At 46.8% G+C, this 14845-nt stretch carries 15 protein-coding genes, 1 riboswitch and 1 other annotated feature; of the genes, 9 read left to right on the top strand and 6 right to left on the bottom strand.

Features of this window, described 5'->3' with window-relative positions; genetic code table 11:
- Window positions 1–89 precede the first annotated feature (89 nt).
- From ssuE to AC58UW_RS09120, 3 genes are all read left to right on the top strand, one after another.
- Complete coding sequence (ssuE, locus tag AC58UW_RS09130; protein WP_497420366.1) at window positions 90–632, top strand: NADPH-dependent FMN reductase; 543 nt, start codon at window positions 90–92, stop codon at window positions 630–632.
- A 107-nt stretch (window positions 633–739) separates the two neighbouring features.
- Window positions 740–1117, top strand: coding sequence for a PH domain-containing protein (locus AC58UW_RS09125; RefSeq protein WP_497420365.1), 378 nt, complete (start codon window positions 740–742; stop codon window positions 1115–1117).
- A 116-nt stretch (window positions 1118–1233) separates the two neighbouring features.
- Window positions 1234–2112, top strand: a complete 879-nt coding sequence (locus tag AC58UW_RS09120; RefSeq protein WP_497420625.1) for a 5'-3' exonuclease — start codon at window positions 1234–1236, stop codon at window positions 2110–2112.
- Window positions 2113–2269: 157 nt separating this feature from the next.
- Here the strand turns inward: AC58UW_RS09120 and AC58UW_RS09115 are convergent, their stop codons facing one another.
- Together AC58UW_RS09115 and AC58UW_RS09110 are read right to left on the bottom strand one after the other, a co-directional pair.
- Window positions 2270–3244, bottom strand: coding sequence for an aldo/keto reductase family protein (locus tag AC58UW_RS09115; protein WP_497420364.1), 975 nt, complete (start codon window positions 3242–3244; stop codon window positions 2270–2272).
- 105 nt (window positions 3245–3349) lie between these two features.
- On the bottom strand, window positions 3350–4195 hold the full coding sequence (locus AC58UW_RS09110; protein WP_497420363.1) for an AraC family transcriptional regulator: 846 nt from the start codon (window positions 4193–4195) through the stop codon (window positions 3350–3352).
- 177 nt (window positions 4196–4372) lie between these two features.
- On the opposite strand from AC58UW_RS09110, the gene AC58UW_RS09105 reads away from it, so the two are divergent.
- Complete coding sequence (locus AC58UW_RS09105; protein ID WP_497420362.1) at window positions 4373–5857, top strand: tagaturonate epimerase family protein; 1485 nt, start codon at window positions 4373–4375, stop codon at window positions 5855–5857.
- A 60-nt stretch (window positions 5858–5917) separates the two neighbouring features.
- Here AC58UW_RS09105 and AC58UW_RS09100 read toward each other — a convergent pair whose 3' ends face one another.
- Both AC58UW_RS09100 and AC58UW_RS09095 read right to left on the bottom strand, forming a co-directional pair.
- Window positions 5918–6226, bottom strand: a complete 309-nt coding sequence (locus AC58UW_RS09100) for a hypothetical protein (RefSeq protein ID WP_497420361.1) — start codon at window positions 6224–6226, stop codon at window positions 5918–5920.
- 58 nt (window positions 6227–6284) lie between these two features.
- Entirely contained in the window at window positions 6285–6578 is a 294-nt protein-coding gene (locus AC58UW_RS09095) for a DUF3055 domain-containing protein (RefSeq protein ID WP_167061910.1), read from the bottom strand.
- Window positions 6579–6776: 198 nt separating this feature from the next.
- On the opposite strand from AC58UW_RS09095, the gene AC58UW_RS09090 reads away from it, so the two are divergent.
- Both AC58UW_RS09090 and tyrS read left to right on the top strand, forming a co-directional pair.
- Window positions 6777–7790 carry an HRDC domain-containing protein gene (locus AC58UW_RS09090; protein ID WP_497420360.1) on the top strand — a complete coding sequence of 338 codons (1014 nt, stop codon included), beginning with the start codon at window positions 6777–6779 and terminating at the stop codon, window positions 7788–7790.
- 52 nt (window positions 7791–7842) lie between these two features.
- Window positions 7843–8115, top strand: a binding site (T-box leader).
- Window positions 8116–8170: 55 nt separating this feature from the next.
- A complete protein-coding gene (gene tyrS, locus AC58UW_RS09085) occupies window positions 8171–9427 on the top strand; it encodes a tyrosine--tRNA ligase (RefSeq protein WP_497420359.1) in 1257 nt (418 codons plus the stop codon).
- A 56-nt stretch (window positions 9428–9483) separates the two neighbouring features.
- On the opposite strand, the gene corA is transcribed toward tyrS, so the two are convergent.
- Window positions 9484–10419, bottom strand: a complete 936-nt coding sequence (gene corA, locus AC58UW_RS09080; protein ID WP_497420358.1) for a magnesium/cobalt transporter CorA — start codon at window positions 10417–10419, stop codon at window positions 9484–9486.
- Between the two features lie 300 nt (window positions 10420–10719).
- The gene (locus AC58UW_RS09075; RefSeq protein WP_497420357.1) at window positions 10720–10947 is read right to left on the bottom strand and encodes a hypothetical protein; all 228 of its coding nucleotides are present in this window, start codon (window positions 10945–10947) and stop codon (window positions 10720–10722) included.
- A gap of 223 nt (window positions 10948–11170) precedes the next feature.
- Window positions 11171–11300, top strand: a riboswitch (SAM riboswitch).
- 103 nt (window positions 11301–11403) lie between these two features.
- Between AC58UW_RS09075 and metA the strand changes: the two genes are divergently transcribed.
- The 3 genes from metA to AC58UW_RS09060 are packed head-to-tail and all read left to right on the top strand — an operon-like array spanning window position 11404 to window position 14721.
- Window positions 11404–12348, top strand: a complete 945-nt coding sequence (metA, locus tag AC58UW_RS09070) for a homoserine O-acetyltransferase MetA (RefSeq protein ID WP_497420356.1) — start codon at window positions 11404–11406, stop codon at window positions 12346–12348.
- A gap of 34 nt (window positions 12349–12382) precedes the next feature.
- Complete coding sequence (locus AC58UW_RS09065) at window positions 12383–13549, top strand: aminotransferase class I/II-fold pyridoxal phosphate-dependent enzyme (RefSeq protein WP_497420624.1); 1167 nt, start codon at window positions 12383–12385, stop codon at window positions 13547–13549.
- The gene (locus AC58UW_RS09060; protein WP_497420355.1) at window positions 13549–14721 is read left to right on the top strand and encodes a trans-sulfuration enzyme family protein; all 1173 of its coding nucleotides are present in this window, start codon (window positions 13549–13551) and stop codon (window positions 14719–14721) included. The genes AC58UW_RS09065 and AC58UW_RS09060 overlap by 1 nt, the downstream gene beginning before the upstream one ends.
- Window positions 14722–14845 lie beyond the last annotated feature (124 nt).

Below are 14845 nucleotides of genomic sequence, written 5' to 3'. Positions count from 1 at the left end.
GACCGAACAAATGGAGACTCCGACCTTGTATCGAACAATGGAAGCGGGGTCTCTTTTTTCATCAAAAACCATAATGGAGTGTGAATGAAATGCCGAAGGTAGTCATTATCTCAGGAAGTCCAACCCCTACATCCCGATTACACGGGGTTATTGAAGTAGCGAAGAGCGAGTTGGTGCAAGCAGGTCTTACTGTGGATTGGATTAAAGTACGCGATATACCTGCAGAAGACTTGCTGTATGCCAAGTTTGACAGTGAAGCTATTGTGAGCGCGAACGCGCTTGTTGCAGCAGCAGATGCTGTTTTCGTAGCTACACCAATCTACAAAGCCTCCTATACCGGTGTGCTAAAAGCATTCCTAGACCTGCTCCCGCAAAAGGGGCTGGAACGTAAAATAGTGCTTCCTTTAGCCGTAGGCGGCACACTTTCTCACTTGCTCGCTATTGATTACGCGCTTAAACCGGTGCTGTCCGCATTGGGCGCACAAAATATTTTGCAAGGCGTCTATGTGCTCGATAAACAGGTGACTTGGGGCGATCAGGGACAAGCCATTCTAGATGATGAAATCTCCACACGGTTACACGAGTCCGTAACGCAGTTTATACAAGAAATTAACTGGCATACCAGTCGATAATTTGGAATAGAGATGACGTAACCCGCCATTGGTATTCACGTACTAATGGCGGGTTACGTGTGTCGGTGTACTGATTTCAACAGACAGTTATTCAAGGAGGAGAAGCTATGGGAATATTTGATGGTATAATGGGGAACGCCTCGGAGCTTAAATTGGCGGATGTGAATAAGGAGTTTGCTCATGTGTTGGCAAATTCAGAAACGATCGAAAAAGCGTATAAACTCATCCGCGATCTTTTTATTTTCACTAATAAAAGGCTAATATTGGTAGATAAACAGGGGTTGTCGGGCAAGAAAATGGAGCTTCACTCGATTCCTTATAAAAGCATTACCCATTTCAGCATTGAGACCGCAGGTACTTTTGATCTGGACGCAGAGATGAAAATATGGATCAGCAGCACACATACGCCGATTGAAAAAAAGTTCAACAAAAGCTTAAACATTTACGAGCTGCAGAGCGTATTGGCGGAGTATGTTTTGAAATAAATGAGGTAACTTCTTGGTTGAACCGCCATTGGTAACTTTTACTGATGGTGGTTTTTTGTGCCGGGGAGAGCGCTTCCGTGCTATACTTAACCTATATTTATTTGATAGGAGCGATTATGTTGTCAGAAAATTCATCTGGTTCCGTGCTGCTTGTTGATGGCATGGCCTTATTATTTCGCGGTTTTTACGCGACTTCATCGAGCGGTTACATTATGAGAACAGAAACCGGTGTGCCGATTAATGGCGTATACGGATTTCTGAAATATTTGCTGGATGCGATTCAAACCTTTAAGCCTTCCCACGTGGTGTGCTGTTGGGATATGGGGAGTAAAACGTTCCGTACCGAGAAATTTGAAGCGTACAAAGCGAATCGCGGACCTGCCCCGGAGGAGTTAATTCCGCAGTTCGATTTGGTGAAAGAGGTTACGGCCAGCTTTAACATCCCGAATATCGGGGTTGTTGGTTATGAAGCTGACGATTGCATCGGAACACTGGCCCGTACATACAGCTCGCTGACGAAAGTTCAAATTTTAACCGGAGATCATGATATGCTCCAGCTTGTGAATGAGAACACGGAAGTCATTATTATGAAAAAAGGGCACTCCAACTACATGGTTTATACGCTGGAAACGTTGATGGAAGAGAAAAGTCTGACGCCTGCGCAGATTATTGATCTGAAAGGTCTGACTGGCGACACGGCGGATAACTATCCGGGCGTCAAAGGCATCGGCGAGAAAACAGCGACCAAACTGCTGAACGAGTATCAGGACATTGGCGGCATTTTGGAAAATCTGGCTTCGCTGCCAAAAGGTGTACGAGCAAAAATCGAGGCGGAGCTCGAGATGCTGCATTTATCGCGTGACTTGGCAACGATTCGTCTGGATGCGCCTGTTGCTTGTGCGCTTGAGGACTGCGGTTGGGCGATGGAGCGGGAGAAAGTGATCGCGAAGTTCGAGGAAATTGCGTACAAAGGATTAATCAAGTTAATCGGTTAAGATAAAGCGATGGGATGGCTGCTATATAAATGCAGCGTCCCTTTTTTTGTGCGTACTTGCGCAGGGCCCGCCCGCCCGCCAAGCGAGCAGCCTCTAACGATGTTTTACATCGTTAGAGAGGCCACTGGAAAGCAGCGACGCCTTGTAACGATGTTTCTTATCGTTTTGGCGAGAAATGGGCAACTTGCTTCAGGATCTCATCAATTTGCTCCAACGTCTCAGACGCAAGCTGAATGTCGACGGCTTTCACATTCTCTTCGATCTGTTCTGGTTTTGTCGCCCCGATGAGAGCTGTGCTGACTCCAGGTTGACGCAGCACCCACGCTAGTGCTAACTGAGCTAGGGAGATATCAAGATTGCGAGCTACCTGCTCCAACTCTTGCACAACGAGGAGCACTTGCTCGTTCAAATAGCTGGTAATGATGCTGTTCACGGAATTGTTGGCTGCTCGGCTATCCGCTGGCAGCGGTGCACCCGGCTTATATTTGCCGGTAAGAATGCCTTGAGCAAGTGGAGAGAATACCACTTGTCCTAATCCTTTTTTCGCCGATACAGGCAACACTTCCCGTTCAATATAGCGCTCAAACATATTGTAGATCGGTTGATTCGAGATCAGCGGTCGCAAGTTCAAACGTTCAGCAATTCCAGCTGCTTCGGTAATTTGAGCACCAGTCCACTCGCTGACAGCGGAGTATAAAATCTTACCTTGCGCTGTCAGGTCATCCAAGGCGCGAAGCGTTTCTTCCAGCGGAGTTTGAGCGTCATAACGGTGGCAGAAATATAGGTCGATATAGTCGACGCCTAGGCGTTTTAAGCTAGCTTCACACTGCTCAAAAATATGTTTGCGCGAAAGCCCGCGATCATTAGGACCTTCCCCCATCGGGAAGAAAACTTTCGTCGAAAGGACATAAGATGAGCGCTGATAGGGCTTAAGGGCCGCTCCCATCGCTTTCTCACCTTCTCCTCGATTGTAGGCATTGGCTGTATCAAAAAAATTGATACCGCTCTCAAACGCTTTTTCAATACAAGCATCGGCAGCTTTCTGCTCAGCGGCTGTACCATAGGTAAGCCAACTACCGAGCGCTATTTCACTCACTTTTAAACCGCTATTGCCAACGTTTCTATATTTCATCGTACTCATCCTCTCGTTCTCTCATTCTACAGCTTTACTGCCATTATAAGAGAGGGGCGAGAGGGCTGACAATGACGCACAATTTATTCACTTAGTTACATAGAGTTAAGTAGCAGCCGATTGTCGGTAACGAAGAGGTGTTGTCTTGGTAATCTGCCGAAAGACACGGCCGAACTGAACTAAGGAGCCGAAGCCGACCTGCTCGGCAATCACAATTACTTTCATTTTGCTCTCCGTCAGTAGCCTCTGCGCTTCCTGGACACGAACGAGATTTATATATTCGATTAATGAAAATCCAGTGATCTCCTTGAACATACGGCTTAAATAAGCCGGGCTGATTTCAAATCTGTCCGCAAGCTCTTCCAATCGCAAAGGTTCAGCAAAGTGGGTGTTAATGTAACGCACAATCGTCGATATTTTCCTATGTAGAGGAGAGATATGCTCAGGCGATGTGACAGGGTGCAGGCGAACAAAACGTGCAGTGAACAGCAGCAGCTCAATTAGAAAATGGCGCAAAGCGAAGGATTGTCCGAGCTGAGGTTCTTTCGCTTCATGGATCATTTTGCCAAGAATGTCTTCGACAAACCGCCGGGTCGGGAGATCGAGTCTGAGCACAGGTGCAGCATGCGTGAAGGCATCGAGCAGGAAAGGAGCATCGGATTTTAAACTATCTAAGAAGCTGTCGCTGAAATTCATCACGACACGCGCATGCCCAAGCTTATCTGAGTCGGAAGTGGCGTGAAGCTCGCGCCGATTAATGAGCACCAAATCTCCCGGAAGGATGAGATATGAGCGATCCCGAATGAAATACATGCGCTCACCTTCGTACAAGTAATAGAGCTCATACATATCATGCATATGCTGAGTTCTCTCGAACGATCCATTACGGTGAATATGCTGAATATAAAATGGGCCTTCGTCTTCATTGCCGAAGGTGACGGTGCTGGGCATGAGAGTACTCCTTTTGTTCGAGTTCTTGTAATGGAAGTATATCACAGTCAGAGTGAAAAATATGAATAGTTTTCCTTGAAAATAAGAATAGATGAAGAGAAAACGCTCCTAACTTGCGATATGATAAAGCTATAAGAAATTAGCAAACGTTTGCATAATAAGGGAGGAACACACAAAATGAAAGAGCTTATAGACGCAATCAAATCAGGAAATACATCGACGCTATCTGCACCAGGCGTTAAAGTATATGCTTCGTCTTTTACACAAATTGGAAATACATTGCTTGTTATGGTACGTACGGAGGCTGGAAAGCAATTGCTCGCAGTTGGTGAGAGTGATTTGTATGATCAATTAAACGGAGAAGTTGTTGATGGCGCTAAAGTTGCTCCCTTAACGCACGAGAATCGTTTGACGCTCAATCAATTTTTGCCTTATACAGCCCCGCAAGCATTTGGCACGCAGGTAGCTACGATGGGTCTGGGTGATCGGCTTGGTATTGCAAGCCCTGGACATATTCAAACGATTCGCGGCAGAGATATTCGTCCGGTGTTGGCACAGCAAAGTATTCGTGAGCTTGCGCTTACAGGCAGAACGTATGAGGACGTTTTGGACGCAGCCGCTTATGCGGTGTTCCAAGAAGGCTACAAAGATGGCTATGGCGCAGACGGTGACCATTTGAAGAAGGAAGAAGACATCGAGTATGCATTGCGTCTTGGTTTTACGATGCTGACGCTGGATTGCTCTGAAAATATTGATAATACGATCGAAACGTTGTCTGCACAGGAAGTCGCGGCTAAGTACGAGAAGCTGCCTGCGAGCTTGCGTGAGCACTATGAGAAGCGCTACTTGGAGACGCCTGCTAATGTTCCAAGTGCAGCACTTAACTACACGCGCGAAGCGCTCCAGAAAGATGTTCTGATCTACGACGCAGCGATTAATTTCATGGAAGCCATTTACCGCAAATATATCGCGACTTTGGATCGTGCTGTTGATTTTGAAATTTCTATTGATGAGACGGCTACACCTACATCGCCAGAAGCTCACTATTTGGTAGCGAACGAGCTTCGTGACCGCGGGGTTACCATTTTTAGCATGGCGCCGCGCTTCTGTGGAGAATTCCAAAAAGGAATTGACTACATCGGCGATATCGCGCAATTTGAGCGTGAGCTGGCGAGCCATGCGGCGATTGCTGTGCATTTTGAATACAAGCTGAGCATTCATTCTGGTAGTGACAAATTCAGTGTGTTCCCGCTGATCGGACAATACACGAACGGTTTGTTCCACATCAAAACAGCGGGTACTAATTGGCTGGAAGCGGTACGTGTTGTAGCAAAAGTGAACCCTTCCCTGTATCGCCGTATGCATCAATTTGCTTTGGATCATTTTACAGAAGCGACAGCTTATTATCACGTGACGACGGATATTGATGCGATCGTTCCGCTTTCTGAAGTCGCGGATGCAGATCTGCCAAACTACATGGAAGAGAATAATGCCCGCCAATTGCTGCACATCACATACGGTCTGCTGCTGCAAGCAAAAAATGCAGATGGCAGCAAGCAATTCGCTGACGAGTTCTTCCGGACGATGACGGAGCAGGAAGATGTATTTGCTGAAGGTTTGCGTCATCATATTGGCAGACATTTGGAGCTGCTGGGTAAATAAAGCACAAAGAGGCGATCCTCAAGCAGTTAATCTGCTTGTAGATTGCCTCTTTTTCAAATCCTATTCTTGATTCGAAGGTTCATTCCGGGTATCATCTGCGCCAGGGTAATCCCGTTTAATGCCTTCATGCAGCTCATGATTTTCATAGGAAAACCGGTTCGGCGGGCGCTGATCTTTTCGCCAAGGGGTGCTTTTTCCCAGCGAGTCCGTATTTAGGCTTGTGCCATAAGGACCTTCGGGAAATTCCTCAGGAATCAGATCATTTCGCTGAGACTCGACCGTCTCCAAATCGCTGTATACATCTCGCTGTTCAGGTATGAAACCCTTCGTTTCGGTATACTTGTCTTTCGCGGTTTCTTCGACACTCATGGAAAATGCCTCCTCATCTGGGTTGCGCATGCTTTTTCCAGTGTCCCCCGCTGATCGATTAAATATCCGTGAAATGAATGGAACCGATAATTTGCGATAAAAATTCATTGAGCTCCAGGGCTTGTTCCTCATTGAGCTTGAACACGTACTCCAGGTATCCCTCTTCCGCCAAATCATCGGGACCAATAACCGCACTGCGTCCTGATTGTAAGTCAATCACAAGCTTTTTGCCGTAATAGCGGGTTGTAGTCATTATCGCAAGGTCAAACCGGTGCAGCGCATTGCCGACGAAGCATACAAAGCGCGTTGTCGTTTCTTCTTGATGGTCGTATAAAAAGTCATAATCAGACATAAGGGCCCTCTTTTCATTCTAGTATGTCATTCATTATAACCGAAATAGGCTTGTCAACAAAACATAGGTTGCGCCTAACTTACAAACATGGTATGATTTGGATATTAGAAAAAGGGAAGCACCTTTTCAGCCAAGCTGAAGAGGTGCTTTTTCGTTTTTCTTACCCTATTTTTCGTAAACGTTTGGAGGAGGTAAGTTATGAATATTGTTTTTTTAAACACATTGGAGAAAGAAACGGGGGATCATGGCATATTATCGGCGCAGGTATCGATTGCTGAGGAGCAGGGCGTGTGGAATGTGTTCTGGAACGAACCCGACAGTGCAGGCAAGCCGCAGCAAGCGCAGTGGTATCAGGGAATGAGCTGGGATGAGATGCTAAGCATCTTCCGTTATGGCTTGCGAGAGAAGTTTCGCAACGGCTTCCGTCCCATTGTGAGCTCCGATCTGGAGTCGGCCCAGGCGCTGTCTGGCAAAGCGAGGATGACGCAGATGCTGACCTATTACTGCGAAGAACATCCAAGCGAAGAAGTGTATGAGCAGCTTCGTGCGTGGAGACGCGAACAAGCCGCGCGAGAAGGCAAAGCTCCGTATATTCTCGCTACGAATCGGGTGCTGCGCATGATCTCTGTTTTCTTGCCCCAGAGCAAAGAGGAGTTGCAGCAAATCCCTGGTTTTGGTGAGCAGAAGACGAATATGTATGCGGGAGATATACTAAAGCTAACCGCAGAGCATACGCGCACGAATGGCTTTCCGTTAGATTGGGTTGCCAAGAGCGTCGATATTGTCAAGTTCGAGTCATGGCTCCTCGCTCAGAAAGAGCAGAAGCTGCGTATGGAACTGGACCGTGAGGTCAGCAAGCGCAAGCTGCTGGAGATTGCTGCCCGCGGAGGAAGCTTGGCTGATCTTCAAGCTGATTTGACGATGCCGCGCCGAGAGCTCCTGCTGTGGGTAGAGGAATTGGACCGGGAAGGCTACGATATGGATCTGCTTGTGGAAGCAGAGCTGGCTTCGGTTCCGGAGGAGGAACAGATCAAAGCTTGGAACGCCTTCGAATCTGAAGGCGACCGCTATTTGAAGCCGGTTCTTCAACGTATGGGCGGCACGGAGGAGCTGAAAGGCAAAGAGCTCGACCGCGCTTATGAGTGGCTTCGATTGTTGCGATTACGTTTCCGCAAGGAGAAGGAAAGCATGAGCGCTCAAGCTGCAAGCTAGTATTGACAGAGCTTAGAGAGATATGATTAAATGATCAATAATCTTAATAGCAATCAAAGCGATGACGAACTGGGGCTATGCCCTTAGTAGGAGTAATGCCGCTGCTGCAGAGAGTCGGTGGAAGGTGCAAACCGATGCATGTATGGCTCCGAATTACCGTTCTGAGTTGGTTGAGGGAACATGCTCCTTTTGAGAGCATCAGTAGCTTATACCCGGCATCCTATGCCGTTACAATTACTAAGTGAAAGAGAAGGCTGCGAATGAGAGTCGCAGAACCTTCGCTTTAATTAGGGTGGTACCGCGAGACAACCGTCTCGTCCCTTTGTGGACGATTTGGTTGTCTTTTTTGTTTTTTCATAACGATTATGGAGGGATGTAGGATGACGGGAATTGCGTTAACCGATGCACAGAGACATGAAGTCCAACGCCAGCTGCAAATGATTAAACGTGGTGCGGCAGAAATTATTCCGGAAGATGCACTAAAGCAGAAAATTACCCAGGCGATTGTGACAGGAAAACCGTTGAGAGTGAAGTTGGGCCTAGATCCATCCGCACCGGACATTCATATTGGGCATACAGTTGTTTTGCAAAAGCTTCGCCAATTTCAAGAGTTAGGCCATGAGGTTCAGCTGATCATCGGAGATTTCACGGGACGGATCGGCGATCCAACGGGGAAGTCGGAAACGCGCAAACAGCTGACAGAAGAGGATGTTCAGCATAATGCTCAGACATACCAGACGCAGCTGTCCAAAATTTTGGATTTCACCAAAACGACCTTTTACTACAATTCTAGTTGGCTTGGTGAACTGAAATTCGATGATGTGCTGAAGCTGGCCGGTAAGGTAACGGTTGCGAGGATGCTGGAACGGGACGATTTCGCCAAAAGATACGCGGCAAACCAGCCGATTCATGTGCATGAATTTTTCTATCCGTTAATGCAGGGCTACGATTCCGTTTCACTTGAGACCGACATTGAGCTTGGCGGTACGGATCAGACATTTAATATTTTGATGGGACGTACGCTGCAAGGCGCCTATGAGATGAAGGATGGACAAGTGGCTATTCTGATGCCGCTGCTCGAAGGGCTGGACGGCACGCAGAAGATGAGCAAAAGCTTGAAAAATTACATCGGCATCGATGAGGCGCCAAATGAAATTTTCGGGAAAACAATGTCGATTCCAGATTCGCTTATGCTGAAATATTATGAGTTAACGACGGCGATCTCGGGTGAGGCTCTACAGGAGCTGAGAAAGGGACTGGAAGCTGGTTCCATTCATCCAAGGGATGCCAAGATGAAGCTGGCCAAGGAATATGTTCGTATGTATCATGGTGCGGAAGCAGCTCAAGAGGCTGAGCAGCATTTTATTACGGTCTTTCAGAAGCGAGCGCTGCCGGACGATATCGAAGACATACAGATAAGCGAGGAACTGCTGGAAGCGGGTCAAATCTCCATCATTAAGCTGCTTGTATCTATGGGGCTGCAAGCTTCCAATGGAGAGGCAAGACGCAGTATTGAGCAAGGCGCGGTGAAAATCAATGAAACGAAGATCTCGAATATCCATGAGTCAATCCACCCACAAGCTGGAGATATTATACAGGTAGGAAAACGTAAATTTGTGAAAATCAAACGGGTCTAGCCTAAAAAAAGGCTTCCTGATCAGCAGTCTGCTGCATCAAGAAGCCCTTCCTCACCTTAAAGCCATTCTTTTTTGCGGAATAAGATATACATCGCAATGCCTAGCACACCCATGAACGCTAAGACGAACTCATCGCCGTGAGCGACATGGAGCCCTAGAATGTTATCAAAGTTCATTCCGAACACACCTGTAATGAACGTCAGCGGCATGAAAATGGTCGTCAGCGCGGTAAAAACACGCATGATATCATTCGCACGGTTAGCCAGGCTGGACTGATAAGCTTCTCGTAAGTTCCCCATAAGATCGCGAAGCGTATCGAACGTATCCACAATTTTCACGGCATTCTCATAAATGTCGCCAAAATATTTCTGGAGCTGGTGGTCGATCAGCCTGAGGTCCTTCTTGCCGAGCGTACCGATGACATCGCGCTGCGGAACGAGCACTTTTTTGAGCCAGAGAATTTCCGAACGAAGTCCGATGATCTCATTCAAGTGTGTTTTCTTGGTAGCTACCAGAATATCTTCTTCCAGCTTTTCAATCTTGGCCTCGATACGGTCACCAACCGCAACGTAATTATCGACGACAAGATCGACTAGATGGTATAGGAAACGATCGGCGCTGTTGACCTCCTCTTCCCAGAGAAAGGGTTTTAAGGCGCGAAGTTCATTAATTTTTTGTCTAGTAACGGTAATAATGACATGTTTGCTAAGAAATAAATTAAGCCCGCGAAGAAAAATCTCTTCATCATCAAATCGAATGCTATTAATAACGATAAAATAATGAGAATCATAAAACTCAATCTTAGGACGCTGTTCCTCTTCGCTCAAGCAGTCCTCCACGGCCAAATCATGTAGATGGAACAAAGGCTGAAGAAGTTCTAAATCCTCGATCCCTGCATCAATCCAATAAAAGCCTTTTTCTGGAGGTGTTAGTGCGATAGACACGTCATCGACTAATGTAAATATGCCATTTTGAACCCACCGTGTTTTCATCTGATCCACCCCTTTGCATGGAATCAGCCGGTTACGTTCATCAAGTGAGCGAGGCTACGGATGATGGAATAACCGACTGCATTCCTACACTATAAAATTTACAAAACTTGCAGGTGCTACTCCTCGGTTCCCCGTCCAAACGTATGCCCCCCTTTTGCGTCCGTGTCGAATAATACTTGTCTAGTATAACCCTTCATATACCCCGTTTCAAGCCAAAAAGTTTGGCGAAACAAGTAGGAATGCGCTTTAGATACTCTATGGATGGAGGGCTTGTTCGGTGTCAAAAAAAACCGCCATGAGTTACATGGCGGCTTTCAGGATCTTACCTTTCATCTCTTTGTAAATGTCAATCAATTCAGGATTACCTCGGAGCAGCAGATCTTCTTCATTCTCGGCACCGTAGATTCGACACAATAAGGCTGCGGCATCCTCAGCTTGTTGCAAGGTCGGCTTCGATGTTTCAATTAAAGCGAAATACCGATTTAATGAAGCGAAAGCAGAGAAGTTATCCGAAGTTGGTGCGGACATAATGGACCCCCTTTTATTCGTTAGATAATGTAGTCAGTATGATATTTATTTAACCCTGTTTAGGGTTGTTTAAACACCAAATTACGATACATTTCGTATCAATATTAACATAGATGGACAGCCTTAGGCAATTTCTTTATATTTTACAGGTTGTCAGGATCGGTTAATGTCTTGACTTTGCTTAATTTTATAGTATGATGATTTTAATCGCATACGTTTCATTTTCTTATCAAGAGTAGGTGGAGGGACTAGCCCTATGACACCCGGCAACCGACAAACCTTTGCAAGCAAAGGGATGCACGGTGCTAATTCTTGCGGAACCGCTTTTAGAAAGCGAATCTGGGAGATAAGAGAAGGACATTGACAGTGACATTTCATGGCCTTTCTCTGATTCCAGAGAAGGTCATTTTTGCTTTTATTTACACCAAAATAATCCATTGAAGAGGAGTGAACAGGATGCCGATCAAGATTCCTGACAACCTGCCTGCCAAAGAAATTTTAAACCAAGAGAACATCTTCACCATGGACGAATCTGTCGCGTATCACCAGGATATACGTCCACTTCGCATTGCTTTGTTGAACTTGATGCCTACGAAAGAAACGACCGAGACGCAATTGCTGCGCTTAATCGGGAATACACCACTGCAGGTGGAATTCGTCCTTCTGCATCCGAAAACTCATACTTCTAAGAACACTTCCGTTGAACACTTGGAGATGTTCTATAAAACTTTTGACGACATTAAAGAAGAAAAGCTCGATGGCATGATTATTACAGGTGCCCCAGTTGAACAGATGGAGTTTGAAGATGTGAATTACTGGGAGGAGTTGACGCAAATCCTGAATTGGAGCAAAGAAAACGTCACTTCTACCTTGCATATTTGCTGGGCAGCCCAAGCGGGCCTGTATCATCATTTCGGGGTTCGTAAATTTGCACTGGACAACAAAGTATTCGGCGTATTTCCGCACACCGTAGAGGTGCCGAATACGAAGCTTCTCCGCGGTTTTGATGAAATTTTCCATGTGCCGCAATCGCGCCACACCGATGTTCGCCGTGAAGACATTGAGCGATGTCCGGACCTGGAGATTTTATCTGAATCCGAGGATTCCGGTGTCTACATCGCGGCTACGCGTGACGGGAAACATATTTTCGTAACAGGCCATTCCGAGTATGATGCGAATTCATTGAAATGGGAGTACGATCGGGATGTGAGCAAGGGACTTCCTATTGATATCCCCAAAAATTATTACCCAAACAATGATCCAAGCAGACAGCCTTATAACACTTGGAGAGCCCATGCGAACCTGCTGTTTTCCAATTGGTTGAACTATTATGTGTACCAAGAAACACCTTTTGAGCTTAATGCTAATATCAACGAAAGTCTGGCAAGCGCGCAACTGTAATTTGAACCCAAATCATGAGGAGGAACTCCCTTTGTTGAAAATCGAAAGTCGTCTCGCCCAAATTGGCTCCATCGAAGAACCTGTAACTGGAGCAGTTAGTTTCCCTGTTTATCAGGCTACTGCTTTCCGTCACCCGAAGCTCGGTCAAAGCACTGGTTTTGACTACGCGCGTACCAAAAGTCCAACTCGTAAAGTGCTTGAGGATGCGATTGCACAATTGGAATCCGGAGATGCCGGTTTTGCATGTTCATCCGGGATGGCAGCTCTGCAAACAGTGTTTGCCTACTTTAGTCAAGGCGATCACTTGATTGTTTCTTTGGATTTATATGGCGGTACGTACCGTTTGCTTGAGAAAATCATGTCTCGCTTCGGTGTAACGGCTACCTACGTAGATACGAACGATTTGGACGGTTTGGAATCGGCGTATCGCTCGAATACCAAAGGGCTGATCATTGAGACGCCGACGAATCCACTCATGATGATTACAGATATCGAGCTTGTATGTACATGGGCCCGTAGGAAGGGCATCGTGTCCATCGTCGATAATACGCTTTTAACACCCTATTTACAGCGTCCACTAGAGCTGGGTGCAGACGTCGTTGTTCATAGCGCTACTAAATATTTGGGTGGACACAACGACGTGCTTGCCGGTCTGATTGTGACCAAGGGCAAGGAGCTTTCAGAGCAGATGGCGTTCCTGCACAATTCGATTGGAGCCGTGCTTGGGCCGCAGGACAGCTGGCTTTTGATGAGAGGCATGAAGACACTGGCGCTTCGTATGGAACGTCATGAGCAGAATGCAACAGCAATCGCGAACTTCCTGTTAGAACACCCGCTCATCAGCGATGTCTACTATCCGGCATTGGAGTCTCATCCAGGTCATGCTATTCAAAATAAACAATCGAGCGGAAACACGGGGATTTTCTCCTTTAAAGTGAAAGATGCCAAATTGGTTGAGCCGATTCTGCGTCACATTCAGCTTATCGCCTTCGCGGAGAGCTTAGGCGGCGTTGAGTCGCTGATGACATACCCGGCTGTACAAACCCATGCGGATATTCCGCTTGAAATTCGTCAGCAAATCGGCGTGGATGATCGCCTTCTGCGCTTCTCTGTTGGGATTGAGCATCAAGATGATCTCATTGCAGATTTAGCGAATGCGCTTAGCCTGGCACAAGCTGAATTAGAAGGAGAATCTCTGTAATGAGCCATTCACCGAACGATAAACGCAAGCCTCACGGCAAATTCGCTACCAAACTCATACACTTTGGCGCTGCGATTGATGAAGCAACAGGCGCTTCGAGCGTGCCTTTGTATCAGGCCTCAACCTTCCATCAAGCCGATTTGGAGGTTTCTCCGGAGTATGATTATACGCGTTCCGGTAACCCTACCCGTCAAGCTCTGGAAGACTATATTACGGTACTCGAAGGTGGAACGCGCGGCTTCGCCTTTGCTTCCGGCATGGCCGCGATCTCCTCGGCTTTCATGCTCCTTTCACAAGGAGATCATGTTATTGTGACGGAAGACGTCTACGGCGGTACCTATCGCTTGCTTACAACGATCATGAATCGGATGGGTGTCGAATCAACATTCGTCGATATGACGGATATTGCCCAAGTTCGTGCAGCGCTTCGTTCTAACACAAGAGCTGTATTCCTTGAAACACCTTCCAATCCGACGCTCAAAATTACCGATATCGCCGAAGTGGCTGCTTTTGCCAAAGAGCATGATCTGCTGACGATGCTGGATAATACGTTCATGACGCCTTACCATCAACGGCCTATTGAGCTGGGAATCGATATTGTACTTCATAGCGCAACCAAATTCCTAGGCGGACACAGTGATGTTCTAGCGGGACTTGCTGTAGTTGCGAATGATAGCTTGGGTCGCAGAATGAAGCAAATCCAGAACGGCTTAGGTAATGTTCTTGGGATTCAAGATTCATGGCTGCTCATCCGCGGAATGAAAACCTTGAAAGCCCGTATGGAAGTGTCAGAGAAAAGCGCTCAAAGATTGGCGCAATGGCTATCCGAACAGCCGGACATCGAGGTCGTCTATTATCCGGGCCTTCCGAACCATCCTCGTAGAGAGATTCATGAAAAACAGTCCCTTGGCTACGGGGCCGTTGTTTCGTTCGACGTAGGCTCTGGCGAGAAAGCCAAAAAGATGCTGAGCAAAGTGCGCATACCGCTGGTAGCCGTTTCTCTTGGCGCTGTTGAAAGCATTTTGTCCTATCCGGCTATGATGTCTCATGCCGCGATGCCGAAGGAAGTGCGCCTGCAGCGGGGCATCACGGACGGTCTTGTCCGCTATTCGGTTGGTCTCGAAGACATCGAAGACATAATTGAAGATCTAGAGCAAGCGCTTCGCGGATAAACGTTTCGGAATTCCCAAAATAGTCATATTTGAAAAAGCTATCTACTTATGAAAAGCAGCAATTTGCTGCTTTTTTGGCATGAATATGGTACGATGAATGGATACGAGCCATCAGAAATTAAAG

Source organism: Paenibacillus sp. J22R160 (assembly GCF_059692135.1).
Note: the sequence above shows the minus strand (reverse complement) of the source record. Positions and strands in the feature narration are given on the sequence as shown.

Bases quoted from the DNA above. Each gene is read 5' to 3' on its own strand.
- AC58UW_RS09095 (WP_167061910.1), bottom strand. From the start codon at position 6,578: ATGTCTGATTATGACTTTTTATACGACCATCAAGAAGAAACGACAACG.
- AC58UW_RS09075 (WP_497420357.1), bottom strand. From the start codon at position 10,947: ATGTCCGCACCAACTTCGGATAACTTCTCTGCTTTCGCTTCATTAAAT.
- AC58UW_RS09105 (WP_497420362.1), top strand. From the start codon at position 4,373: ATGAAAGAGCTTATAGACGCAATCAAATCAGGAAATACATCGACGCTA.
- AC58UW_RS09110 (WP_497420363.1), bottom strand. From the start codon at position 4,195: ATGCCCAGCACCGTCACCTTCGGCAATGAAGACGAAGGCCCATTTTAT.
- AC58UW_RS09060 (WP_497420355.1), top strand. From the start codon at position 13,549: ATGAGCCATTCACCGAACGATAAACGCAAGCCTCACGGCAAATTCGCT.
- AC58UW_RS09115 (WP_497420364.1), bottom strand. From the start codon at position 3,244: ATGAAATATAGAAACGTTGGCAATAGCGGTTTAAAAGTGAGTGAAATA.
- ssuE (WP_497420366.1), top strand. From the start codon at position 90: ATGCCGAAGGTAGTCATTATCTCAGGAAGTCCAACCCCTACATCCCGA.
- metA (WP_497420356.1), top strand. From the start codon at position 11,404: ATGCCGATCAAGATTCCTGACAACCTGCCTGCCAAAGAAATTTTAAAC.
- AC58UW_RS09120 (WP_497420625.1), top strand. From the start codon at position 1,234: ATGTTGTCAGAAAATTCATCTGGTTCCGTGCTGCTTGTTGATGGCATG.
- tyrS (WP_497420359.1), top strand. From the start codon at position 8,171: ATGACGGGAATTGCGTTAACCGATGCACAGAGACATGAAGTCCAACGC.
- AC58UW_RS09100 (WP_497420361.1), bottom strand. From the start codon at position 6,226: ATGAGTGTCGAAGAAACCGCGAAAGACAAGTATACCGAAACGAAGGGT.
- AC58UW_RS09090 (WP_497420360.1), top strand. From the start codon at position 6,777: ATGAATATTGTTTTTTTAAACACATTGGAGAAAGAAACGGGGGATCAT.
- corA (WP_497420358.1), bottom strand. From the start codon at position 10,419: ATGAAAACACGGTGGGTTCAAAATGGCATATTTACATTAGTCGATGAC.
- AC58UW_RS09125 (WP_497420365.1), top strand. From the start codon at position 740: ATGGGAATATTTGATGGTATAATGGGGAACGCCTCGGAGCTTAAATTG.